Below are 25,417 nucleotides of genomic sequence, written 5' to 3'. Positions count from 1 at the left end.
CTATATATGATTATCCTCCTTTTTTCGTTTTTTATTGTATCTTTGCCACGATATGAGAAAGATTATTTTTACAACTATATTAATACTGTTTTGCGTAAATTCATTCGCGCAAAACATGATGCAAAGCCAATACGGTTCTTCTGCTTCAGGATTAAACAGCGACCGTTTTGACAGAAACGGTAACCCGATAGATACTACAGCAGTTAATGACGCAAGTACAATTCCTGTGGGGTTAAGCTCTTGGACTATAGACGAACGTTTCGGAAACAAGACTACCGTACCCGTAGATACACTTCTGTTCGGTTTTCAGAATTCAAACGACAACGGAGGTCCTACAGGCCATTATACATATCTTGGTAACTTAGGTTCGCCACGTATCTCGCATGTATTTTTCGAAAGAGCTGAAACAACTCAGGAGTTTTTCACAGATCCATACGACTTTGCCCTCATAACACCAAGTAAATTAATCTACACAAACACTAAGTCACCCTTTACAAATCTTACATATTACAAGCATGGAGCCGGAAAACGCTCTGAAGAAAGATTTAAGGCATACTTTGCTGTAAATGCCAACAAAAGACTTGGTTTCGGATTCAATATCGACTACATATACGGTAGAGGTAAATACATGAATCAGTCAACCGCACAATTCAACGGTAACCTGTTCGCATATTATCATGGCGACAAGTACGACATGCATTTCAGCTTAATAAACGACAATATCAAAGTAACAGAGAACGGTGGTATTGTAGATGACCGTTATATAACACATCCTTTGGATATGGCAGACGGAGGAAGAGAATATAAATCATACGAAATACAGACAAACCTTCAAGACATCTGGAACAAAAATACCGGATATCACGCATTCCTTACTCACAGATATAACTTAGGCTTCTATAAGGACGAAACGTCAGAGAATGATACCATAGCAAGAGAAGTATTTGTTCCTGTAACAAGCTTCATACACACCGTAAAAGTGGATATGAACAAACGACAATATATCTCTTACGACGATAATCAAAACAGAGAATATTTCGAAAACCATTATCTGGGAACTGATTCAACTGACGTAACAAAATACATGTCTGTAAAAAATACAGTTGGAATATCACTTAGAGAAGGTTTTAACAAATGGGCCAAAGCCGGACTTACAGCATTTTTAAGCTTCGAACACAGAAGATTCTCAATGACAGACAGCATTGAAGGCAGTGCAGGACAATTCATGAGAGACTACAAGGAAAATACTCTGTCCGTAGGAGGACAACTGATTAAGTCGCAAGGAAAGACTTTACACTATGATGTATTAGGAGAAATAGCGATTTTGGGTGAGGACATAGGCCAATTCAATATTGAAGGAAAAGGAGACCTCAATTTCCGTCTGTTCAACGATACTGTGAGACTGGACGTAAACGCTTATGTAAAAAATGTAAATCCAGCATTTTACTACAGACATTTCCACTCCAAACATTACTGGTGGGACAATAATCTGTCAATGATTAACAGAACAAAAATTGAAGGAAAACTCAGTATTGACCACTGGCGTACGCAACTTCAGGCCGGAGTTGAAAATATAACGAACTACACTTATCTGGACAATGTATCAGTAGTATATGCAGACCAGAATAATGAAGATGTAAAGACTTACAAAAACAATGTAGCCGTAAAACAAAACCCTGGAAGCATTCAAGTATTCAGCGCCAAATTAAGACAAGACTTCCAGCTTGGCATTCTGCACCTTGACAATGAAGTGGTATATCAGAAGAGTAGTAACAACAATGTTCTGCCTTTGCCTGAGTTGGTACTTTATCACAATCTGTATTTAAGAGCCAAACTGGCAAAAAAAGTACTTTCTGTAGAATTAGGGGCCGACGTAAGATATTTTACACAGTACTATGCGCCTGACTACGCTCCAGCCATAGGACAATTTTATCTGCAGAATCCTGAGACAAAATATAAACTCGGTGGATATCCACTTGTAAATGCTTATATAAACCTGCATCTCAAACGTACACGTTTCTTCCTGATGATGTATAATTTAGTACAGGGAACCGGTGAAAGAAGTTATTTCTTCGCACCACATTATCCACTAAACCCAAGAGGGCTAAAACTGGGGCTTTCATGGAATTTCTTTGATTAACTATCAATAAAACAGTTTGATTATATGGCAAAAAAACTTCTGAAATATATAATATCCATAATAGTTGTATCGACTGTTATAATACTATTGTTCTCCAGAAAGAATCCGGAAGAAAAGTTCTACCCGAGGGATTATCCCGGGATTATGGAATCAGGAGTTATAAAGGCTGTGACAGAATATAATGCACTGAGTTTTTACATATTTAAAGGAGAGACCTATGGGTTTGATTACGAAATTTTAAGTGCTTTTGCCAAAGAGAAAGGACTGAAACTTGAAATGACGCCAGAAATGAGTTTTGAGAAAAGAATTAAAGGGGTCATTGAAGGAAGATATGACATGATTGCACTTGGAACAGCAACAACCTCGCAACTGAAAGACAGTATTTTATTTACTAATCCTTTTGCCATCGGAAAACAGATTCTTATTCAAAGGAATGATGAAGACAATCGTATTGACAGCCCTCTTGAACTTGCCGGCAAGACCATACATATAATAAAGGATTCACCAGCACTGATGAGAATCAATAATCTGATGGACGAAATAGGCGATTCGATATATATAGAAGAAATAACCGATTATGGTCCTGAACAACTCTTGGCGATGGTGTCGGCCGGAGATATTGATTATGCCGTATGCGATGAAAGAACCGCAAATATGTACATAAGAAGATTCAAGAATCTTAATCTGAATACAAACATAAGCTTTAATCAGTTCTACTCATGGGGAATTAATAGAAATGCCCCAATGCTTCTGGACAGTATAAACTGCTGGCTGGAGAAATATATTAAAACCAAGGAATATAAAGATTTATATAATAAATACTTTAAGCGAAACTATTAGTCTGATATGATGAATTTTGATAAGGTAAATTGGGGTTTCATCGGATGCGGTGAAGTGACAGAAAAGAAAAGTGGTCCAGCATTCAATATGGTGGAAGGTTCAAAAGTGGTAGCCGTCATGAGCCGAGACGAAGAAAAAGTGAAATCATACGCTGAAAGACATAACATTCCAAAATGGTACACAGACGCACAGGAACTTATAGGCGACGAAGAAGTTAACGCAATATATATAGCTACTCCTCCATCTTCACACGCTACATACGCAATAATGGCTATGAAAGCTGGAAAACCTGTATATATTGAAAAACCTATGGCGGCTTCATACGAAGACTGTGCCAGAATAAACAGAATATCGAAAGAAACAGGAATCCCGTGCTTTGTAGCCTACTACAGGCGTTATCTTCCATACTTCCAAAAAGTAAAAGAACTTGTTGCGTCAGGAGAGATTGGAAATGTAATAAACATACAGATAAGATTTGCACAACCGCCGAGAGCACTCGACTATAACAGCAAGAACCTACCTTGGAGGGTACAACCCGTAATAGCAGGAGGCGGATATTTCTACGATTTGGCACCCCACCAACTTGACTTACTTCAAGACATGTTCGGTTGCATACTCGAAGCCGAAGGCTACAAGAATAACCGCGGGGGATTATATCCGGCAGAAGATACAATAAGCGCTTGCTTCAAATTCGATTCCGGACTTCCAGGGTCAGGATCATGGTGCTTCGTGGCACACGAATCTGCCAAAGAAGACAGAATAGAAATAATTGGAGACAAAGGTATGATTTGCTTCTCAGTTTTTACTTACGAACCTATTGCATTACACACAGAAAGAGGAAGAGAAGAAATACTACCCCCTAACCCTCCACACGTACAGTTACCTTTGATTAAAGCTGTAGTGGAACACTTACAGGGAAAAGCGATCTGTACTTGCGACGGGATAAGCGCTACACCTACCAACTGGGTGATGGACCGAATACTGAATAAACTTTAGCATAATGTCGGCACGCATTCTTTTAGTTTCAACAATGATACTTTTACTCCTCATTCCAAACTCACTCAATGCCAGGAATAAGGAAAAAGAATACGTGCGGACTTTTTTTGTAAACGACTCTATAAAGCTGACCGAAAAAACTATTGAAAAGTCAAAATCATTTCTCGGAAAAGCTGTTGATTGGTTTAACGCTACAGACACAAGCTATATACAACCAAACAAGTATAACTTGACTTTCATGCTTGAACAAAGCACATGGTTCGAACATTACCATCTTGGAACAACAAACGAAAACGGTAACCAATTATTGGGCTTTGCGCCCAAAGTAAATACAAAGTTGGGATTCTATTTTGGATGGAGATGGATTTTCTTAGGCTATTCATTCGACCTGGCAAGTTTATTTAAAAAAGAAAGAGAAAAGCCAAAAACAGAAATGGTATTCAATTTGTATAGCGCCAAGTTCGGATTGGATTTATACTACAGAAAGAGTGGAAGCGATTTCAAAATAACCACTTGTAAGAACTTCAATAATGCTGAAAAATATATTGGTACAAGTTTCAATGGCCTTAACAGTTGCATAAAAGGACTAAACGCATACTATATATTCAAAAGTGACAAATATTCGTACCCGGCGGCATACAGTCAATCAACAAATCAGAAAAAAAGCTGCGGTTCACTGATGGTTGGATTCGCATACTCACAACATGATATTTCTTTTGACCAGAGCAAACTTCCTCTGGAAATAAAAAATCAAATACGTCCCTCACTAAATTTCAGAAGACTAACATATACAGACTTTAATCTCAGTTTGGGATATGGATATAACTGGGTATTCGCAAAGAACTGCCTTCTAAACATATCTTTACTTCCCGCAATAGGTTATAAGAAATCAAGAATAAACGATGCACCGACTACACCAAATACCGACTGGACACAATGGGTTAAGGACATAAACTTCGACCTAATAACAAGAGCAGGAATAACATGGAACAACAGCAAATATTATGTTGGAGCAACACTTATACTGCATACTTACGATTACAGGAAAGATAACTTCTCGATGACAAATTCCTTCGGAAGCCTTAAGATTTATGCCGGATTCAATTTCTGGAAAAGGAAACAGTATCGTCGTACGGAATAAGTCATAAAGACTATTGGTCATTATATTGAATTTTCGAACAACTTTTATTACTTTTGCAACCGATTATACATTTCGTAAAAACAAATAATAATTAGATATAAATCATGGAATTAGCAAGTAAGTACAATCCCGCAGATGTGGAAGGGAAATGGTACCAGTATTGGCTGGACAACAAACTTTTCAGTTCTAAACCGGACGGACGCGAACCTTATACCGTCGTAATCCCGCCACCAAACGTGACCGGAGTGCTCCACATGGGACACATGCTTAACAATACTATACAGGACATCCTCGTGCGCCGCGCACGCATGATGGGCAAGAACGCATGCTGGGTACCGGGTACTGACCACGCATCTATCGCAACAGAAGCCAAGGTGGTAAACAAACTGGCCCAGCAGGGTATCAAAAAGACTGACCTCACAAGAGAAGAGTTCCTGAAACATGCATGGGACTGGACTCACGAACACGGAGGCATAATCCTGAAACAGCTGCGCAAACTTGGTGCTTCATGCGACTGGGACCGCACAGCCTTCACTATGGACGAAGAAAGAAGCAAGAGCGTGATAAAGGTATTCGTAGACCTGTATAACAAGGGACTGATTTATCGCGGCGTTCGTATGGTGAACTGGGATCCAAAAGCCCTCACTGCACTTTCTGATGAAGAGGTTATCTATAAGGAAGAACACAGCAAGCTCTTCTACCTGAGATATAAGGTTGAAGGTGATGCTGAAGGACGTTATGCCGTAGTTGCAACTACTCGTCCTGAAACAATCATGGGTGATACAGCAATGTGTATCAATCCTAACGACCCAAAGAACGAATGGCTCAAGGGCAAGAAAGTGATTGTTCCGTTGGTGAACAGAGTAATCCCTGTTATCGAAGATGACTACGTTGATATCGAATTCGGTACAGGATGTCTGAAAGTAACTCCTGCACACGATGTAAACGACTACATGCTGGGTGAAAAATATAACCTCCAGTCAATAGATATTTTCAATGACAACGGTACTATCAGCGAAGCTGCCGGAATGTATGTAGGTATGGACCGTTTCGACGTTCGCGAACAGATAGAAAAAGATCTTGCAGCAGCAGGCCTGCTTGAAAAGGTTGAAGACTACAACAACAAGGTAGGCTTCTCTGAACGTACAAACGTAGCCATCGAACCAAAACTGTCAATGCAGTGGTTCCTGAAGATGAAACACTTTGCAGACATGGCATTGCCACCTGTAATGAACGACGAACTGAAATTCTATCCTGCAAAATACAAGAACACTTACAAATACTGGATGGAGAACATCAAGGACTGGTGTATCAGCCGTCAGTTGTGGTGGGGACACAGAATTCCTGCTTACTTCTTGCCTCAGGGCGGATTTGTAGTGGCAGAAACAGCTGAAGAAGCTTTGAAACTTGCCATCGAGAAAACAGGCAATAAGGACATGAAGATTGAAGACCTGCGTCAGGATGAAGACTGTCTGGATACATGGTTCTCTTCATGGTTGTGGCCTATCTCTCTGTTCGACGGAATAAACAATCCTGGCAACGAGGAAATAAAATACTACTACCCTACTGCCGACCTTGTAACAGGACCGGACATCATTTTCTTCTGGGTGGCACGTATGATTATGGCAGGATATGAATATATGGGCGATATGCCTTTCAAGAATGTATATTTCACAGGTATCGTACGCGATAAAATCGGCCGTAAGATGTCCAAGTCACTCGGTAACTCACCAGACCCGCTTGAACTGATTGATAAATATGGTGCCGACGGTGTACGTATGGGTATGATGCTTGCTGCTCCTGCAGGAAACGATATCTTGTTTGACGACGCTCTATGCGAACAGGGACGTAACTTCAACAACAAGATATGGAACGCATTCCGTCTGGTAAAGGGATGGAACGTAGAAGGCAACGAACAGCCTGAATACGCACGCCTTGCAACTGAATGGTTTGAGGCAATGCTTGCAAAGACTACAGCCGAGGTAAACGACCTGTTCGGCAAATACCGACTGAGCGAGGCTCTTATGGTAGTTTACAAACTGTTCTGGGACGAATTTTCAAGCTGGTATCTTGAAATGGTGAAACCTGCATACGGACAGCCTATCGACAGCGTGACTTACGAAAAGACTTTGAGTTTCTTCGATACACTGCTCAAACTTCTGCATCCGTTCATGCCATTCATCACTGAAGAGTTGTGGCAGCACATCTATGACCGCAAGGATGGTGAAAGCATCATGACTCAGACTCTTAATATGACAGAGACTTATGATGAAACTATCATCAACAAGTTTGAAGCTGTGAAGGAAGTTATCGGTGGTATCCGTACTATCAGACTTCAGAAGAACATTGCTCAGAAAGAGGCTCTGAATCTTGAAGTGGTTGGAGAAAGCCCTGTAGCAGACTTCAATGCTGTGATAGAGAAATTGTGTAACCTGTCTGAAATAGCACAGGTAGATGCAAAGGCAGAAGGTGCAGCTTCGTTCATGGTTGGTACAACTGAATATGCAGTTCCTCTGGGCAACCTTATCAACGTGGAAGAAGAGCTTAAGAAGCTTGAAGCAGACCTGAAATATCAGGAAGGATTCCTCATGAGCGTAATGAAGAAGCTAAGCAACGAGAAGTTTGTAAGCAAGGCTCCGGCTAACGTTATTGAAATGGAACGCAAGAAACAGGCTGACGCAGAAACCAAGATTGCAGCACTGAAAGAAAGCATCGCAGCCTTGAAAAAGTAATCAACCGAATATCTATATAAAACAAAAAATGAACATCCGAAAGGCTGTTCATTTTTTGTTTATATAGATTTCATGTTTTCCAAGAAAACAGATCCTATCTAATATGATGTAATTTAACCACTTCACCCAATTCAGGAATCATAACATCCATATTCCTTTTTCTCGCCTCAACCGCAAATACATGAGGCGGGTCAAACAAAGGCTCATCTGAAAGATCGAAAGTGCCGTAATGCATCGGTATAGTCATTCGTGCACCCATCTCGGCAGAAGCAGTAAGGGCATCATATGGAGATATATGATTAGGTTTCATAAACCATCGTGGCTTATATGCTCCTATTCCAATCATACAATAGTCAATGTGTGGGAAAATATCAGACAACTCCTTAAAATGGTGAGCGTATCCCGTATCACCGCTATTATAAATAGTTATTCCGTCTGCCTGTATCATAAAAGCTCCCCAAAGGCGCTCACCGCCATCACTCACTCCTCTTTTGCTCCAGTGCTGTGCCGGAAGGAAGGTCAGACAAAGTCCGTCATCCTTATGCTGCTGGTACCATCCGGCTTCAATTACCTCCATTTCAGGAAACCATCCTTTTATCAGTTGTCCGGTACCGATACCACAAAACAACTTCATTCCGGGATTTTCGGAAACCAGACGAGCCACACTCGGTTTGTCAAGATGATCGAAATGGTCATGACTGATAAGCAAATAATCTATGTTCCTGAATATTGAAGGATCGGCAGGAAAAGTACTTCTTCTCTTCACAAAAGGTATGTTTCCGAAAACAGGATCAATCATGAAACGTTTTCCGCCTAACTGAAGAAAAAAAGAATTATGTCCAAGCCATATCAGCGAATTGCCTGTTACCGCATCAAGACTATGGAGATATCTCACATTGGGATTCCACTTTATCCTACGTTTTTCTTTCCTTTGCGGATTAGGCGAGAACCTCCATTTCAATATACTTCCCATACCGGGACGCCATCTGTGCTGACGGTTAAAGAACTTGCCTTTAACGGAAGGATTGCCACGCCATCTTGGGTTCACGGTATGCAGCTGTTCATTTCTTCTAAACAAAATCCTTTCTCCCATAACTACACCTATTTAAATAATACAAAAAAGTCGGGGAAAGGCTATACAGACTAAAAGAGACCTTACCCCGACCATCAATTTATCTTAATTATTTTTCCAACAGTTCTTTCAGAAAAGCATCAAGTTCTTCGTCAAGCCCTTTCAATAGTTCATCGTTGAGCAATAATGTATCATCATCATCAACAAGCATCAACTCTGCCACCGTTTCTTTATCCTCATCTACAAGAACAAATGAATATGGTTTAAGCAAAGACAGCTTTTCAAAATACCTCTGATCGTTCAATGCAGCAATCTCTGAGCGAAGAACAGACTCGACTTCTTTCATGAAATCGTCAGTATCACATTCTATCCACTCTTCTATAATGGTACGTGCCAATTCTTCATCATCGTCGTTGAAAATCAAAAGTTCACCACTATCCTGTTTTGGGAGCAAATGAATATCCGTAACTACAGAATTTTCATCGCCTGAGACATATCTGCATAATGCTTCTCTAATAGTTGATGATATAGCTGCACGTGTTTTTTCACTAACATTCATAGGCATAAATTTTTATTACCTCAAAATTACTAAAAATTATAATGTATCAAAACAAACAGGTCAAAAATTGTTATTAAAACGTCCCATTTGAATATTCAACTTGCCAAATTCGACTTTCCTTTTGACAAACTGACTCATATAATACTTAAGTACCATTTCTTCTTCTGAACCTGATTTCACACAATCTGAAGCTTTCTTCAACCATTCTTCAGCATTGTCCATATCTCCTGTCATCTCGTACGACAGTGCAACATTATATGCGGCCCTGAACTTAGCATTACCTTTCTTTTGACGATTATAAACATGAATCCACAATTCGCGGGCAGATCCCCAATCACCTTCATTGACATATACACTCGCATCACGCATCTCAACTCCTCCACCATCGAACATCAGCCTATTCACAGTCTGCCAATTTGGAACAATCTTATTACACATCACAGAAGCGGCGTGCTTTGTAGCTTCCACAATAATTTCATCTTCAGAAACTCCATATCCCAAATCGAAATACAAAGTATCACAAGCTGTAAGTTCTATCAATGGCTTTTGTCGGCCAGGAATATATAATTTAACTACCGGACTTGTCTGAACTTGTAAGATAGGAATTGAAACGTCCCAACCCGGATTAGAATATTCTTTTTTCTCTACATCCAGAAGTAATCTTTCGAAAGAAACAATCATGTCAACTCCAAGCATTGAAGACAACCTATCAACTTCAATACCAGAAAGAGTAGCAGTATTATTATCAGCCCTAAGAGCAGAATCACATATTATAACCTGATTAAAATATTTGCTGTCTGCAAGAATACCAGCCAAAGTCTCTGCAGCATTTTTGCCAACTGCTTCCAATTGTCCCAAAGTCAAAATATTTTTTTTCGGTTCAGATCGATATGGCATATTGTTTACAACCCCAACTACAGACACTTGATATGGGAAATTTATTTCTGCCGGAGATAGCTGGTCAAAGGTAAGTGTACGTATAGAACTACATGACGCAAATACAATACTCAACAACGAAACGATATATAAAGCACATTTTCTCATAATATGTTAAATTTTAATCTGTACAAAATTAATATTTTTCTGAATATTATGAAGTTAAAAGGTAATAAAGGAACAATAATAAAGGCCATCCCTTTGTTAAGAGACGACCTTTAAATATTAGTTTTATTAAAAATCTTATACTTTACCGTGACAGTTCTTATACTTTAACCCACTTCCACAAGGACATGGATCATTTCTACCTACGGTTTTTTCTGCTTTATAAGGCTCAGTTTTCACCTCTCTTGTGTCCTTACCTGAAGCTTTCTTCTGTGCCTCATCATTGAGATCTACTTTTTCTTCCTTATATTGCTGTTTTTTAGGTGCAGGTTCTGGAGCAGCTTCACGCACTTGTTCCGGTTCCTGTACAGGTATCTGGGCACGCATCAATACAGATATTGTATTATTATTGATTTTTGCCACCATATTGTCAAACAGTTTGACTGATTCAAGTTTAAAAATCAACAACGGGTCCTTCTGTTCGTAACTTGCATTCTGCACAGAATGCTTAAGTTCGTCAAGCTCACGAAGATTTTCTTTCCAAGCCTCATCAATAGTATGAAGAAGTATAGCTTTCTCGAAAGCCTTAACAATCTCCTTAGATTCAGACTCGTATGCTGCCTTCAAGTTTACAGGAATATTATACATACGCTTACCGTCTGTAATAGGAATCATGATGTTTTCATACATTTTTCCCTGATTTTCATATACCTGCTTAATTACAGGATGTGCTATCTGTGCCATACGGTCAGTCTTGCGCTTGAATATTTCCATCGCAGCATCAAATGTATTTTCAGTAAGAATATTCTTATCTTTTGATTCAAATTCTTCTTCCGTGAAAGGAGTATCCATTGCAAGTGTCTGAAGAATTTCCATCTTGGCTTCATGATATGTAGCCATATCCAAAGCATTTGCGCAACGTTCCCATATCATATTAACGATATCCATACCTATACGTTCACCCATCAACGCATGGCGGCGCTTTGTATAAACTACATTACGCTGTTTGTTCATAACGTCATCATATTCAAGCAAACGCTTACGGATACCGAAGTTATTTTCTTCAACCTTCTTCTGCGCGCGCTCAATAGAATTTGAAATCATCTTATGTTCAATCATTTCGCCTTCCTTGAAACCAAGCTTATCCATTACAGACGCTATACGGTCGGAAGAGAACAAACGCATCAAATCGTCTTCAAGAGAAACAAAGAACACTGAAGAACCCGGGTCTCCCTGACGTCCGGCACGACCACGCAACTGACGGTCAACACGACGAGATTCGTGACGTTCGGTACCAATAATCGCCAAACCTCCTGCAGCCTTGACTTCGTCGCTCAACTTGATATCGGTACCACGACCTGCCATGTTGGTAGCAATAGTAACTGTACGTCCCAAACCGGCTTTTGCAACGATGTCAGCTTCTTTCTGATGTAATTTAGCATTAAGAACGTTATGTTCAATCTTACGGAGAGTAAGCATTTTACTCAGCATTTCAGAGATTTCAACAGATGTTGTACCGACCAGTACCGGACGTCCCATTTCAACCATCTTTTCAATCTCTTCAATAACAGCTTTATATTTCTCGCGCTTAGTTTTATAAACGCGGTCGTTCATGTCTATACGTGCTATAGGGCGGTTAGTAGGAATAGTCACTACATCAAGTTTATATATATCCCAAAATTCACCAGCTTCAGTTTCTGCAGTACCTGTCATACCTGACAGTTTGTGATACATACGGAAATAGTTCTGAAGCGTAATTGTAGCGAATGTCTGGGTTGCAGCTTCAACCTTAACACCCTCCTTAGCCTCGACAGCCTGATGCAAACCGTCACTCCAACGACGACCATCCATAATACGTCCAGTCTGTTCGTCAACGATTTTAACCTGCCCGTCCATAACTACATAGTCTGTGTCTTTCTCAAACATTGTATATGCCTTAAGCAACTGATTGATAGTATGAACACGTTCTGACTTGATAGCATAGTTTGTCATTAATTCGTCTTTCTTAGCCAATTTCTCTTCATCGCTGAGTGAAGTTTCATTTTCAAGTTCAGACAACTGAGCGGCAATATCAGGAAGGACGAACAATGTTGGGTCCTGAGAGGAGCCTGTAATAAGTTCAATACCTTTATCAGTAAGGTCTGCGCTCTTCAATTTCTCATCTATTACGAAATAAAGAGGTTCCACTGCTTCAGGCATACGCTTGTTGTTTGCTTCCATATAGATAGCCTCTGTTTTCAACATTCCAGCCTTAATACCCGGTTCACTAAGGAACTTGATAAGCGGCTTATTCTTTGGAAGTGCCTTATGGCTACGGAACAATGAAAGGAAACCTTCTTCCACATCCTCTTTCTTGTCAGAAGCTATAAGTCGTTTTGCATCTGCCAAATACTGTGTAGCGAGCTTACGTTGCGCCTCAACCAAACGTTCCACCAATGGACGCAACACTTCAAACAACTGCTGGTCACCTTTTGGCACAGGACCAGAAATAATAAGAGGAGTACGGGCATCGTCAATCAAGACTGAGTCCACCTCATCGACAATTGCAAAGTTATGTTTACGCTGTACAAGGTCCTTAGGACTGTTGGCCATATTGTCACGCAAATAGTCGAAACCAAACTCATTATTAGTACCGAATGTAATATCAGCCATATATGCCCTACGACGTGCTGCTGAGTTAGGCTGATGTTTGTCAATACAGTCAACGCTCAATCCATGGAACATATAGAGAGGCCCCATCCATTCAGAGTCACGTTTAGCAAGATAATCATTGACAGTTACTACATGAACACCGTTTCCAGTCAAAGCGTTAAGGAATACAGGCAATGTAGCCACAAGAGTCTTACCTTCACCAGTACACATTTCAGCAATTTTTCCTTGGTTAAGAACGACACCACCGAACAACTGTACATCATAGTGTATCATTCCCCATTTCATATCATTACCCCCGGCAATCCAATGATTTTTCCATATAGCTTTATCACCTTCTATACGAATGAAATCTTTTCCCATTGCAGCCAATTCACGATCGAAATCTGTGGCTGTCACTTCAAGTTCATCATTTTGGGCGAAACGTCTTGCAGTATCCTTTACGATAGCAAAAGCTACCGGAAGGACATCACTTAATGCCTTTTCGTATTTATCGAGAACTTCTTTTTCCAATTTATCTATTTGCGCGAAAATCGGTTCACGCTTTTCGATATCTGTATTCTCAATTGTAGCTTTTAGTTCATCAATCTTTTTATTCTCGGCTACAGCGGAATTCTTGATATACAGTTTCAATTCTTCCGTTTTAGCACGCAATTCATCATTACTCAGCTTCTCTATCTCTGGGTAAGCAGCTTTGATTTTCTCTACCCATGGCTGAATTTCCTTCATGTCACGAGAAGCCTTGTTCCCGAACAATTTACTTATAAATTCATTAAATCCCATTATATATTACTTATTTTATTTACTGATTAATGCCGTTAAATATGCTCAACAGCGCACAAAGATAATTAAAAACCCTCAAAATGCGGCAATTACATAAATTTATTTACATATTCCAGTCAAAGGAGCCGCAACACTGGCATTAGGAGCCCTGATACGCATGAAATGTGCCAAAGTTGGCGCTACAGCCGAGACCTTGACAGGCGAATATACAATTTCTGGTTTTATATTATATCCAAAAAAGAATACAGGAACCGAAGAATATGACTCACGTTCTACTCTAACATTATTGGAAAACTCATCCACAATCTTCCATCCAGGTAATATCTCTATATATAAATCACCTGAACATTCTCTTGTAAAAGAATTCCTTATTTTCTCAATCTTAGGATCCCAAGCACCAAGCAAAAGACGCTGAGAAGAATAAGCCGAACGTATTCCGCTCATTTGAACAATAAATTCGGATGAACGGTTCATAACATCAGTAATACTTAAATTTTTATCCTCAATCAGTTTATGATTAAGATATATCTGATTACCATAATAAGTCTCAACATATTGTCCCTGGCCATATATAGCCATAAGATACATATTAAGTAAAGCAGAACAACGTTTCAAATAAAATTCTCCTGTAGGTATTTTATATTCAGGCGAATCTTCAGGCTCAGGAGAACGGTAACCGGTTGAAGTAATGAATATCAATGTATTCTTCAATCCAACCTTACGGTCTATCATATCAAGCAAATCACCTATACTGTTGTCAAGACGTACATACATATCCTGAATCTGCATAGCATATTCACTATCAGACTTTCCATCGTAGTTTCCTGCATAATACCCTAAAGTTAATAAGTCAGGTGTTTCATCAACTCCTGCATTTGTATTATTCAGGAAAACATCAACAAGCCTATTAACTTCATCATTGACGTACGGACTTGTTTTAAATTTTTTGTATTTATACAGACGTTCATCAGTGAAGTTATGTTTGAAAGTAATTTGTTTAGATACAGTAGTGAGATTTTTATATGCAGTAACTGGTAAATATGGTCCCCATGTTATCTGGTCTATTCTGAAATCCAATCCGTTACGGTCGTTAAAATCAGTAATCCATTCAGGGAAGATACCATAGAAAGTAGTTCCACTCCACTTACCTGTATCGTCATTTATCCAGAATGCACCTTTTGCCGCATGACCGGCCCCCATAATAGCGACCTCCTTTGTAGGAGCTATAGAATACACAAGCGCCTGTCCATGAGTGGAAACCATAAGTTCATCAGCCAGATTAGATACAGAGAGGTGCTTTGGAGATACATTTTCAGATGTATAAATCCCCATATATGATTTATCATCAACACTCTTTACCACGCATAATGAATTCCTGTCCATCCAATCATTGCCAACAATTCCATTGTAATAAGGTGTAGTTCCTGTATAAATAGAAGCGACAGAAGATGATTGGTCAGGTTTGATAAATTCATACTCACCATTCATATACACACGTCCATCCTTAAAAAGGCGTTTGAAACCTCTTTCACCATACATGGAAGAAAATGCTTCTATATAATCAGTTCGTAGCTGATCAATTGTCAGACCTATCACCAACTTAGGAACAGCCGGAACGTTTTGGGCATTGATACCGGTAATAACTATAGCTGTAATTAAAGATGTTATAAGTTTCTCTCTCATTTTAATTTCTATAAACAATCTGATGGCTCACTGCATTAAAAAACAAACCGAGCGCCAAAAGTAATACTGATAAATTAATTTCTTGCGGTATTAGCGGGAATAACACTATAAAAAATGTTAAATACGCGGAATTTACTATATGCCATTTGTCTTTTCTTCGTTTTATATCATTATATATCATAAACGGCAAATATAATAACGGTATTGGATTAAACAATAGAATCAACCAATTGGAATCAACTGTAGGGTGTATTGAAAAGAAAAACAAAAAAGCGATTATACATCCTGCAAGTCCTTGGGACAAATACAGAAATAAATCCCAAATCCAATATATCTTTTTCTTTATAATCTGAATAAATGCTATCACTAAATTTAAACAAAGGAAAAAAGTGGCACAAGCCACAGGACTAAAAGGAAAAGCGCTATCTTCATTATCAATTGTATCAGCATCTACTATCACTTCTTCCTTTAACACTAAAGGTCTTATACCGCCATTTTCATCTTTTATATGAGCCTTTTCAGCGAAAGAGCGCATATAAAAAGGAGAAAACATCTGCTGACGAATATCTATTGATTTATCAGCATCAGCTCCTAAACATAGATCTATGCCAAACTCTTCCCACTCGAATCCTTTAGTGAATTCATGCACTATAACCCTGAAAGTCTTTTCTGGGGCGGAAGCAGGATATTCAATTTTTCCGTTTATACATTTCTCTATCTGATCACGAGCTCTTGTGGTACAATTATCATAAAAATAATTATACCTATAAACCCTGTTTTGTGGAAGATAATTTGTAAAAAGAAGCTCCTGCAATTTTATTTTTTCACTATACGTAAGATTCAGGACCTGCTGATATACAGCTGACCCCCTAAACATATACTCAGCCTTGAAAGATCTGATATCGTTTACTCCCAACTGATAATCCGTCTCACCCTTAACAAAACGATATATAAAATTAGGCGATGAAAAACTGAACATTCCGTAATTAAATACCAAATCCTTGCTTTTAGTAAAATTCTGATATCGTATTGCTGTATGTCCGAATAAAGAATATATTTCAGTTCCGGGAGAACAAGTAAGCAAACTAAACTGGATACTGTCGCGTTTTTGTGCATAAGACAGTGTAATTCCCCAAATCATTAACAGAGAGACAAATATTCTTATTTTATTGATATACATAATTTGTTATAAATGTATTTTTGTAATTTTCGACACAAAAATAAGACTAATTATCTATAAATATGAAACAAAACATCTATTTTATTGCAATTCTTATCCTTTTTTTCTTTTACTTTGCAAGCAATACAAAATTATAGAGTGTGAATTTAATAATAGACATAGGAAATACAGTTGCAAAATTAGCTGTTTTCGACGGTGACGAACAGGTTGAGATACTTAGAGGATCAAACCATTCCTTGGACTGTATGAAAATACTTTGTCACAAATATAATATTGACAGATGTATAATTGCTTCTGTAATAACATTAAGCAATACAATAAAAAGGCAATTGGCAAGTGTTGATTTCCCTATATTGGAATTGACACATGAAACCCCTATACCAATTACCAACAATTATAAAACTCCTAAAACCTTAGGCATGGATCGTTTGGCTGCAGTAGTAGGGGCAAATTATTTGATGCCGAACAGAAACCTGTTAGTCATAGATGCCGGTACAGCTCTTACTTACGAATTTATTGACGCCAATGCTACATATTGGGGAGGAAACATTTCACCAGGGATTTACACAAGGTTCAAATCATTAAGTGCTTGTTGTGACAAACTTCCTTTAATAGAAAAAGGTGGAGATTTACCGGAATTAGGATATAACACAGACACCGCAATAAGAGCTGGAGTCATCAAAGGTATTGAATTTGAAATTAAGGGTTATATAACTCAATTACAAAAAAAATATCCCGACCTTTTAGTTTTTTTAACTGGCGGAGACAGATTTTCTTTTGATACAAAATTAAAAAGTATCATCTTTGCAGATAGATTTTTAGTTTTAAAAGGTTTAAACAGAATATTAAATTATAATGTCGAATAAAAAGGTACTTATTAGCGCTATATTAGCAACAGCATCAGTATGTGCTTTTGCTCAATCCAGCACTAACTCTCCATATACAAGATTTGGGGTTGGAGACTTGTCGGATCAAGTCTTCACGAGTAATGCAGCTATGGGCGGAGTCGGACATGCGCTTCGTTCAAGCCGTCATATCAACCCAATGAATCCTGCATCATATACTTCAGTAGATTCACTTTCATTCATGTTTGATATTGGTTTCAGCATGAAGAGTTGTAATTACGAAGAGAACAATATTAAATCCAATGCAAGAAATTCCAGCTTTGATTATTTGGCTATACAATTCCGCCTTCATCCAAGAATCGGAATGGCTATCGGATTTACACCTTTTTCTACTGTAGGATATAATTTCAATACAACCAATAACGTATCAAACAGCAATGACGTTACTGTTACAAATACATACACTGGAGACGGCGGTACCAATTTAGTTTTCGGAGGTTTAGGTTTTAAAATAATTGATAACCTGTCAATCGGTGCCAATATCGGTTACCTATATGGTAAACAGGAATACAGCACAACAGCTACCCTTAGCAACGGAGGTGACTATACTATCAATTACAGAAATCTTAATGTAAAAAGCTATAAACTTGATTTAGGATTACAGTACACTCAACCATTTAATAAAGATAATAGCCTTACATTAGGATTATCATACAGTTTGGGACATAACTTAAACTCAACAGAAGTTATAGGTACTCAGGTAACAGACGGTAGCAGTTATTCTTCTACATCAGAAAACTCATATTATAAAGGATACGACATACCTTCAACATACGGAATTGGACTTGCATACCAATACAAGGATAAGTTAACTGTCGCTGCAGATTACACTTTGCAAGAGTGGTCTAAAGCTAAATTATCGAGCGTTGCCGGTATGTATAATGACCGCAACAAGATAGCCGTTGGATTTGAATATACACCAAACCGATTAGAAAAGAATTTTTTCAAAAAAATTTCATATAGAGCCGGAGCTTATTACACTTTGCCATATATAAAAATACCGGACAACGTTGAAGGCAATTCTTATTCTGATGGTGCAAGAGAAATAGGAGTAAGTGCCGGATTTGGTTTTCCTTTATCATTATTCCAGCGCAAGACTGTCCTAAGCATAACAGGGCAATACATAAACCTCTCTCCAAGTTCAAGTAATTTAATGTCAGAAAACAGATTCGTTATAAAAATAGGTTTAACACTAAACGAACCATGGTTCATGAAATGGAAAGTAAATTAATCACATCAAATACATGATAATAACACAATAAACAATTAAATTAATAATACGATGAGAATGAAGATGTTTACAATGCTGTGCGCCCTAACATTAGGTACTACAGCTACTTTTGCTCAAAAGGGAGTAGAAGACGGTTCTAGATTTGGACACGGAGAAGACAGTATCCGTTGTCTTCAGAACATCAGTATTTATACTGAATATGTTAAGACTGACAATTTCAAGGACGCATATAATCCTTGGAAAGCAGTATTCACAGAAGCACCTTTTGCACAGGTTGGTACTTACACTAATGGTGCCAAGATTCTTCGTGGATTAATACAAAGCACAAAGGATCCTGCTCAGCAGAAAGCTTACCTTGACGAATTGATGGCTGTTCATGACCAGCGTATCAAATACCTTACACAGCTTAACAAACTTGTTAAGACTAAAACTACTGAAGGCTCTATCATAGGTATGAAAGTCCATGATTACATTGTATTTTCAGGCAACAACCTTGATGTTAACCAAGCATACGAATGGGCAAAACAAGGTGTTGACATGGAGAAAGACAAATCAGACTACTTTATGTTCCTTGACATGATGGATATATCATCACGCAAACTTAAAGCAGACGACAACCACAAAGAACAGTTCATTCAGGATTATCTGACAGTTTCAGGATATGCTGATGCCGCATTCCAAGCAGAGAAGAAAGCAAAGACAAAAGAACTGCTTAAAACTACAAAAGATAATGTAGATGCCTATTTCATCAATAGTGGTGCAGCTTCATGCGAAAATCTACAGAGCATTTACGGACCAAAGGTTGCTCAGAACAAGACAAATCTTGAATACCTGAAACAGGTAATAACAGTTATGCAATTATTGAAATGTACTGAAGAAGAAGCATACTTCGAAGCTTCCGAAGCAGCACATTCTATCGAACCAACTGCTGCTACTGCTGCAGGATGTGGCTACATGTATTACAAAAAAGGAGACCTTGACAAAAGTATAAGTTATTTCGACCAGGCTATCGAATTGGAACAGGATCCTGCTAAGAAAGCAGAATATTGCTACAATGCCGGTGTTATACTTTTCAGCAAAAAACAGTTAAGCCGCGCTAAACAGTACTGTAACAAGGCAATCTCGTTCAATAACAATTATGGCGACGCTTATATTTTGATAGCACAAATGTATGCTTCAAGCCCTAACTGGAGCGATGAAGGCGCTTTGAACAAATGTACATTCTTTGCTGTTATCGATAAATTGCAGCGCGCTAAGAGTGTTGATCCAAGCGTAACTGACAAAGCTAACGAACTTATCAGAACTTATTCTGCCTACACTCCGAAAGATGAAGATTTGTTCTTCCTTGGTTTAAGCAAAGGACACACAGTAACAATCGGCGGATGGATTGGCGAAACAACTACAATCAGATAAAATGTATGTCATATAGACACAACCTTTTGAAATCACAAAACATTATAAGCATAACAGTTGCCATTTGGGCAACTGTTATGTTTCTTTTTTTCCCGTCATGCGGAAACAAAGATAAAAAACTTGCCGCTGCCATTGACGAAAACGACTCACTGCCTGACATGCATAGTACAGGCATAGTATCTTATGTATCCGACTCAGGTATGATAAGATACAAGATAGTAACAGACGAATGGTTAGTCTTCAGCAAAAAAAATCCTCCATATTGGGCATTTGAGAAAGGTCTGTACCTTGAGAAATTCGACACTCTTTTCAGAGTTGATGCCAGTATAAAAGCCGACACTGCATATTACCATGAAAAAAAGGAAATATGGGAGTTAAGAGGTAATGTGCATATACAAAACCAGTTAGGAGACAAATTCGACACTGAGCTTTTATTCTGGGATCAGTCAAAAGAACGAATATATTCCGACAAGTTTATAAAGATTGAACAGACTGACAAAGTCCTGACAGGATATGGTTTCGATTCTAATCAGGAAATGACTGAATACGAAATATTCACTCCAACCGGTGTCTTTACCGTAGAGGACACTGCTCCTGCCGACACAACTAAATCAACATCGAACGTAAACTAAAAAAATAACAGAACACATATAAGCCAAATAAATAATGCAAATTAGTATTATCATAGAACTGCTTGTCACAATGGCTTTTTCTGCATTCTTTTCAGGAATGGAGATAGCTTTTGTATCTTCAAACAAGCTAAGATTCGAAATGGAAAAGTCAAACAACTTCTCCACTAAAATACTCACTGTATTCTACAAAAATCCAAACAATTTCATATCAACGATGTTGGTTGGCAATAATATAGCCTTGGTAATATATGGTATTCTTATGGCTGAAATTATTGAAAAGCAGCTACTTGCAGGAATTATTACAAACGAGGCTTTACTGGTTGTAATACAAACAATAATTTCAACCCTTATAATATTAATTACAGGCGAATTTCTTCCGAAGACTATATTCAAGATTAATCCTAATCTAACATTAAAATACCTTTGCATACCAACGTATATCTGTTATTTAGTCTTATATCCGATAAGCAAATTCTCTGCTATGCTATCTACAGCAATACTTATATTAGGAGGAAAGAAAATAAAGAAAGAGGATAGAGAAAAAGCGTTTACCAAAGTTGATCTTGACTATCTTATTGAAAGCAGCTACGATGAGACAGTAAAAGAAAAGGAAATAGATACAGAGATACAGATATTCCGAAACGCGCTTGATTTTTCAAGTATAAAGGTGAAGGACTGTATGATTCCAAGAACCGAAATAATCGCTGTTGAAACAGGTACGCCAAAGAAAGAAATAATGAGGGTTTTCGTTGACAGCGGATTAAGTAAAATCATAGTATATCGCGATAATATAGATAATATCATAGGCTACATCCACTCGTCAGAGATGTTCAATACACAGGATGATTGGGAGAAAAACATAAAATCAATTCCGGTCGCTCCAGAAAGCATGTCTGCAAACAAACTTATGAAATTACTTATGCAACAGAAAAAAACTCTTGCAGTAATTGTAGATGAATTTGGAGGTACGTCAGGAATAATAGCACTCGAAGACCTTGTAGAAGAACTACTTGGTGACATTGAAGACGAACACGATAATAAAAACACTGTAGCGAAAGCTTTAAGCGAAAACGAATACATATTGTCCGGCAGACTGGAAATAGAAGATATTAACGAAAAATTCGGTTTGCAGCTGCCTGAGAGTGACGAATATCAGACATTAGGCGGACTGATTATAAATGAATTTCAGCGAATACCAAAACCTCATGAAAACATTGTAATTGACAATTTCCAATTCAATATTGTCAAAGCGACTAATACAAAAATAGAATTAGTAAAACTGAAAATACAGAAATAAGCATTTTTTTCTATAGAAAATAGCAACTCATAAACATTTTTCGTATCTTCGTGCGCTAATTACAGAAAAACAATAAACAAAAAATAATAAATTTAAATGGCAACTTTACAAACTATTAGAAGCAAAGGACCATTATTGGTCATTGTTATCGGTATTGCCCTCTTCGCATTTATTGCAGGCGACGCTTGGAAAGTACTCCAGCCACATCAAGGAAGGCAAGACATCGGAGAAATCAATGGAGAGAAAATCTCTGCTCAGGATTATCAAAAGTTAGTTGATGAATACACTGAAGTGATCAAACTTACAAACGGTTTGTCATCGCTGAACGAAACTCAGCTTGCAAGTGTAAAAGACCAGGTATGGCAATCATACGTTAACAACAAGCTTATTGCTGAGCAGGCAGAAAAACTTGGACTAACAGTTACTGACGCTGAAATCCAGGCTATCATAGACGAAGGTACACACCCTCTATTGATGAATACACCATTCCGTAACCCTCAGACAGGTGCTTTCGATAAGGATATGTTGAAAAAGTTTCTTGTTGACTATTCCAACCTCAGCACAAGCCAAATGCCTGCACAGTATGTAGAATACTATCAGACAATGGGTAATTTCTGGAATTTCGTAGAAAAAACACTTAAACAGTCTGCTTTGGCAGAAAAATACCAGAATCTTATCTCTAAATCATTGATTGCGAATCCAGCTTCTGCTGAAGATGCATTCAAAGCCCGTACAGAACAGAGCGACCTGCTTATGGCCGCTGTTCCTTACTCGGCAATAAACGATTCATTGGTTAAGATTTCAGACGATGAAATCAAGAAACTATACAGCGAAAAGAAAGAACAGTTCAAACAATTGGTTGAAACCCGTGACATCCGTTATGTTGATGTTCAGGTATTACCTTCAGATGCTGACAGAAAAGCTGTTTTGGACGAAGTGACTGAATACAGTGAACAACTTAACAACACAACTTCTGACTTTGCTGCTTTTATCCGTACTACAGGCTCTGCAGTTTCCTACTCTGACATTCCTGTCAACAAGTCAGTATTGCCTTCAGACGTTGTAGCAAGACTCGATTCAATCGGTATGAACGAAGTGTTCGGACCATATTATAACCAAACAGACGATTCATACAATGCTTTCAAGATTTTGGCTAAGGTAAACGCACCGGACTCAATACAGTTCCGTCAGATTCAGGTTTATGCTGATACTGAAGAAAAGACAAAAACTCTTACAGACAGTATTTATGATGCCATAAAAGGTGGAGCAAACTTTGAAGAAATCGCTAAGGTTTATGGTCAGACAGGTGAATCAACATGGGTTAACGCAAATACATGGGAAGGCGCCCAGCTTAACAATGAAAACGAAACATTCATCAAGACTCTTATCAGTCAGCCGGTTAAGGAACTTGCCAAACTGAACATTGGTCAGGCCAACATAATCCTTCAGGTTATGGACAAGAAGAGCATGAAAGACAAATATAAAGTTGCGGTAGTAAAGCGTAATGTTGAATTCAGTAATGACACATACAATGACGCTTACAACAAATTCAGCCAGTTTGTAGCCCAGAGCACCTCAATAGAACAGCTTGAAAAGAATGCTGAAGAATACGGATATACTGTCGTTCCACGCTCTGACTTCTCTTCTGCAGAACACTATGTTGGCGGAATACCATCTACAAAAGAAGTTATCCGCTGGATATTCAGTGCAAAGGAAGGTGATGTTTCTCCTCTTTACGAATGTGGAAACAACGACCATATAATGGTTGCCGCTCTTGACAGAATCAATCCTGAAGGCTATCGCAACATAAATTCTGTAGCCGACATGCTACGCGCAGAATTACGTCGCGACAAAAAAGCTGAATTAATCATGGCCGACATGAAGGCTTGTACTTCTATTGATCAGGCTAAAGCCATAAAAAATGCAGTCAGTGATACTATCAAGCATGTAACTTTCTCTGCTCCTGCTTATGTTTCAATGACAAGAGGTAGCGAACCTGTTATCGGTGCTATTGCCGCAAAAACAGCTGTAAATGCAACAAGCACTCCCGTAAAAGGTAATGCGGGTGTTTACATGGTACAGGTATTAAGTAAAGAAAACGGAACTGAAAAATTTGATGCTAAATCAGAAGAGACAAGTCTTACAAACATGTACTCAAGATTTGCCACTCAGTTTATCAACGATCTTTATCAGAAATCCAAAGTTGTTGACAATCGTTATTTGTACTTCTAATAACACGAATAAAAATATTCATAGATACTTTGAGGACATGCCTGACGCATGTCCTCATTTTTTATGCATTAAATCCTCCGGGGTTATAGGAACGACAAACTGAATAATGCTACTTATAAATATAAAAAATGCAGTAAAACAGATAATTATCAAAAAAATATCCGCAAAAGATTGATTATATAAAGTATTTAAAGTAACTTTGCAGCCGATTTTAGTCCGCCAAGGTAAAAAAGTGATTGCACGAATCAATCCACCTTACGGAAGAAACCCGTTTAATATTTATTTAAAATGTACGTAATTGTAGAAATTAACGGTCAGCAGTTCAAAGCTGAAGAAGGCAAGAAACTGTTTGTACACCACATTCAGAACGCTGAAAACGGCGCAACTGTTGAATTTGACAAAGTATTGTTGGTTGACAACAATGGTAATGTAACTGTAGGCGCTCCTACTGTAGAAGGTGCTAAAGTGGTTTGCGAAGTAAAATCTAACCTTGTTAAAGGTGATAAAGTACTTGTATTCCACAAGAAGAGAAGAAAAGGTTACAGAAAACTGAACGGTCACCGTCAGCAGTTTACAGAATTGACAATCAAACAAGTTATTGCTTAATCATTAAAAAGTAGAAGAAAATGGCACATAAAAAAGGTGTAGGTAGTTCTAAGAACGGTCGTGAATCAGAAAGCAAGAGATTAGGCGTAAAGATATTCGGTGGTTCAGCATGTAAAGCTGGTAACATCATTGTTCGTCAAAGAGGAACAGTTCACAATCCAGGTAAAAACGTAGGTATGGGTAGTGACCACACTCTTTACGCATTGGTAGATGGTACAGTATGTTTCAAGAAAGGACGTGAAAACAGAAGCTTTGTTTCTGTTGTTCCTGCTGAAGCATAATATA

At 38.3% G+C, this 25,417-nt stretch carries 19 protein-coding genes; 13 read left to right on the top strand and 6 right to left on the bottom strand.

Annotation, left to right across the window (positions count from 1 at the left end; genetic code table 11):
* The first annotated feature begins 52 nt into the window (after positions 1 to 52).
* The 5 genes from H6A27_RS09215 (at position 53) to H6A27_RS09195 (ending at position 7,849) form a co-directional block, all read left to right on the top strand.
* A complete protein-coding gene (locus H6A27_RS09215; RefSeq protein WP_204508481.1) occupies positions 53 to 2,140 on the top strand; it encodes a putative porin in 2,088 nt (695 codons plus the stop codon).
* Positions 2,141 to 2,164: 24 nt separating this feature from the next.
* Entirely contained in the window at positions 2,165 to 2,980 is an 816-nt protein-coding gene (locus tag H6A27_RS09210) for a transporter substrate-binding domain-containing protein (protein WP_204508480.1), read from the top strand.
* 6 nt (positions 2,981 to 2,986) lie between these two features.
* Entirely contained in the window at positions 2,987 to 3,976 is a 990-nt protein-coding gene (locus H6A27_RS09205) for a Gfo/Idh/MocA family protein (RefSeq protein ID WP_394800009.1), read from the top strand.
* 34 nt (positions 3,977 to 4,010) lie between these two features.
* Positions 4,011 to 5,117, top strand: a complete 1,107-nt coding sequence (locus H6A27_RS09200) for a DUF4421 domain-containing protein (protein WP_239469649.1) — start codon at positions 4,011 to 4,013, stop codon at positions 5,115 to 5,117.
* A gap of 104 nt (positions 5,118 to 5,221) precedes the next feature.
* Positions 5,222 to 7,849 (top strand): valine--tRNA ligase, encoded by a 2,628-nt coding sequence (locus H6A27_RS09195; protein ID WP_204508478.1) that lies wholly within the window; start codon positions 5,222 to 5,224, stop codon positions 7,847 to 7,849.
* A 94-nt stretch (positions 7,850 to 7,943) separates the two neighbouring features.
* On the opposite strand, the gene H6A27_RS09190 is transcribed toward H6A27_RS09195, so the two are convergent.
* The 6 genes from H6A27_RS09190 to lnb all read right to left on the bottom strand — a co-directional run bounded on the left by H6A27_RS09190 (position 7,944) and on the right by lnb (position 16,810).
* Positions 7,944 to 8,942, bottom strand: coding sequence for an MBL fold metallo-hydrolase (locus H6A27_RS09190; RefSeq protein ID WP_204508477.1), 999 nt, complete (start codon positions 8,940 to 8,942; stop codon positions 7,944 to 7,946).
* Between the two features lie 88 nt (positions 8,943 to 9,030).
* Entirely contained in the window at positions 9,031 to 9,480 is a 450-nt protein-coding gene (locus tag H6A27_RS09185; RefSeq protein ID WP_204508476.1) for a hypothetical protein, read from the bottom strand.
* A 60-nt stretch (positions 9,481 to 9,540) separates the two neighbouring features.
* A complete protein-coding gene (locus H6A27_RS09180) occupies positions 9,541 to 10,524 on the bottom strand; it encodes a DUF6340 family protein (RefSeq protein ID WP_204403543.1) in 984 nt (327 codons plus the stop codon).
* A 135-nt stretch (positions 10,525 to 10,659) separates the two neighbouring features.
* Entirely contained in the window at positions 10,660 to 13,953 is a 3,294-nt protein-coding gene (gene secA / locus H6A27_RS09175) for a preprotein translocase subunit SecA (RefSeq protein WP_204403541.1), read from the bottom strand.
* A 99-nt stretch (positions 13,954 to 14,052) separates the two neighbouring features.
* Positions 14,053 to 15,636, bottom strand: coding sequence for an alkaline phosphatase family protein (locus tag H6A27_RS09170; RefSeq protein ID WP_204403539.1), 1,584 nt, complete (start codon positions 15,634 to 15,636; stop codon positions 14,053 to 14,055).
* A 1-nt stretch (position 15,637) separates the two neighbouring features.
* Positions 15,638 to 16,810 (bottom strand): lipoprotein N-acyltransferase Lnb, encoded by a 1,173-nt coding sequence (gene lnb, locus H6A27_RS09165; protein ID WP_338083600.1) that lies wholly within the window; start codon positions 16,808 to 16,810, stop codon positions 15,638 to 15,640.
* A gap of 146 nt (positions 16,811 to 16,956) precedes the next feature.
* On the opposite strand from lnb, the gene H6A27_RS09160 reads away from it, so the two are divergent.
* From H6A27_RS09160 to rpmA, 8 genes are all read left to right on the top strand, one after another.
* Complete coding sequence (locus tag H6A27_RS09160; RefSeq protein ID WP_204403535.1) at positions 16,957 to 17,682, top strand: type III pantothenate kinase; 726 nt, start codon at positions 16,957 to 16,959, stop codon at positions 17,680 to 17,682.
* A complete protein-coding gene (bamG, locus tag H6A27_RS09155) occupies positions 17,672 to 18,952 on the top strand; it encodes a BamG family beta-barrel-assembly machinery protein (protein ID WP_204508473.1) in 1,281 nt (426 codons plus the stop codon). The genes H6A27_RS09160 and bamG overlap by 11 nt, the downstream gene beginning before the upstream one ends.
* 51 nt (positions 18,953 to 19,003) lie before the next feature.
* The gene (locus H6A27_RS09150) at positions 19,004 to 20,365 is read left to right on the top strand and encodes a tetratricopeptide repeat protein (RefSeq protein WP_204403531.1); all 1,362 of its coding nucleotides are present in this window, start codon (positions 19,004 to 19,006) and stop codon (positions 20,363 to 20,365) included.
* Between the two features lie 5 nt (positions 20,366 to 20,370).
* Positions 20,371 to 20,997, top strand: a complete 627-nt coding sequence (gene lptC / locus H6A27_RS09145; RefSeq protein WP_204403529.1) for an LPS export ABC transporter periplasmic protein LptC — start codon at positions 20,371 to 20,373, stop codon at positions 20,995 to 20,997.
* 40 nt (positions 20,998 to 21,037) lie between these two features.
* Positions 21,038 to 22,294, top strand: coding sequence for a hemolysin family protein (locus H6A27_RS09140; RefSeq protein ID WP_204403585.1), 1,257 nt, complete (start codon positions 21,038 to 21,040; stop codon positions 22,292 to 22,294).
* Positions 22,295 to 22,390: 96 nt separating this feature from the next.
* Complete coding sequence (locus tag H6A27_RS09135) at positions 22,391 to 24,526, top strand: peptidylprolyl isomerase (RefSeq protein WP_204403527.1); 2,136 nt, start codon at positions 22,391 to 22,393, stop codon at positions 24,524 to 24,526.
* Positions 24,527 to 24,814: 288 nt separating this feature from the next.
* Positions 24,815 to 25,132, top strand: a complete 318-nt coding sequence (gene rplU / locus H6A27_RS09130; protein ID WP_204403525.1) for a 50S ribosomal protein L21 — start codon at positions 24,815 to 24,817, stop codon at positions 25,130 to 25,132.
* A gap of 20 nt (positions 25,133 to 25,152) precedes the next feature.
* Positions 25,153 to 25,413 (top strand): 50S ribosomal protein L27, encoded by a 261-nt coding sequence (gene rpmA, locus H6A27_RS09125; RefSeq protein ID WP_204403523.1) that lies wholly within the window; start codon positions 25,153 to 25,155, stop codon positions 25,411 to 25,413.
* The last annotated feature ends 4 nt before the right edge of the window (positions 25,414 to 25,417 follow it).

The sequence above is a fragment of the Bacteroides caecigallinarum genome (assembly GCF_016902295.1).
Classification (GTDB): domain Bacteria; phylum Bacteroidota; class Bacteroidia; order Bacteroidales; family Bacteroidaceae; genus Phocaeicola; species Phocaeicola caecigallinarum_A.
This window is presented reverse-complemented; position numbering and strand designations above follow the sequence as displayed.

Bases quoted from the DNA above. Each gene is read 5' to 3' on its own strand.
- H6A27_RS09215 (WP_204508481.1), top strand. From the start codon at position 53: ATGAGAAAGATTATTTTTACAACTATATTAATACTGTTTTGCGTAAAT.
- H6A27_RS09210 (WP_204508480.1), top strand. From the start codon at position 2,165: ATGGCAAAAAAACTTCTGAAATATATAATATCCATAATAGTTGTATCG.
- H6A27_RS09205 (WP_394800009.1), top strand. From the start codon at position 2,987: ATGATGAATTTTGATAAGGTAAATTGGGGTTTCATCGGATGCGGTGAA.
- H6A27_RS09200 (WP_239469649.1), top strand. From the start codon at position 4,011: ATGATACTTTTACTCCTCATTCCAAACTCACTCAATGCCAGGAATAAG.
- H6A27_RS09195 (WP_204508478.1), top strand. From the start codon at position 5,222: ATGGAATTAGCAAGTAAGTACAATCCCGCAGATGTGGAAGGGAAATGG.
- H6A27_RS09190 (WP_204508477.1), bottom strand. From the start codon at position 8,942: ATGGGAGAAAGGATTTTGTTTAGAAGAAATGAACAGCTGCATACCGTG.
- H6A27_RS09185 (WP_204508476.1), bottom strand. From the start codon at position 9,480: ATGAATGTTAGTGAAAAAACACGTGCAGCTATATCATCAACTATTAGA.
- H6A27_RS09180 (WP_204403543.1), bottom strand. From the start codon at position 10,524: ATGAGAAAATGTGCTTTATATATCGTTTCGTTGTTGAGTATTGTATTT.
- secA (WP_204403541.1), bottom strand. From the start codon at position 13,953: ATGGGATTTAATGAATTTATAAGTAAATTGTTCGGGAACAAGGCTTCT.
- H6A27_RS09170 (WP_204403539.1), bottom strand. From the start codon at position 15,636: ATGAGAGAGAAACTTATAACATCTTTAATTACAGCTATAGTTATTACC.
- bamG (WP_204508473.1), top strand. From the start codon at position 17,672: ATGTCGAATAAAAAGGTACTTATTAGCGCTATATTAGCAACAGCATCA.
- H6A27_RS09150 (WP_204403531.1), top strand. From the start codon at position 19,004: ATGAGAATGAAGATGTTTACAATGCTGTGCGCCCTAACATTAGGTACT.
- lptC (WP_204403529.1), top strand. From the start codon at position 20,371: ATGTCATATAGACACAACCTTTTGAAATCACAAAACATTATAAGCATA.
- H6A27_RS09135 (WP_204403527.1), top strand. From the start codon at position 22,391: ATGGCAACTTTACAAACTATTAGAAGCAAAGGACCATTATTGGTCATT.
- rplU (WP_204403525.1), top strand. From the start codon at position 24,815: ATGTACGTAATTGTAGAAATTAACGGTCAGCAGTTCAAAGCTGAAGAA.
- rpmA (WP_204403523.1), top strand. From the start codon at position 25,153: ATGGCACATAAAAAAGGTGTAGGTAGTTCTAAGAACGGTCGTGAATCA.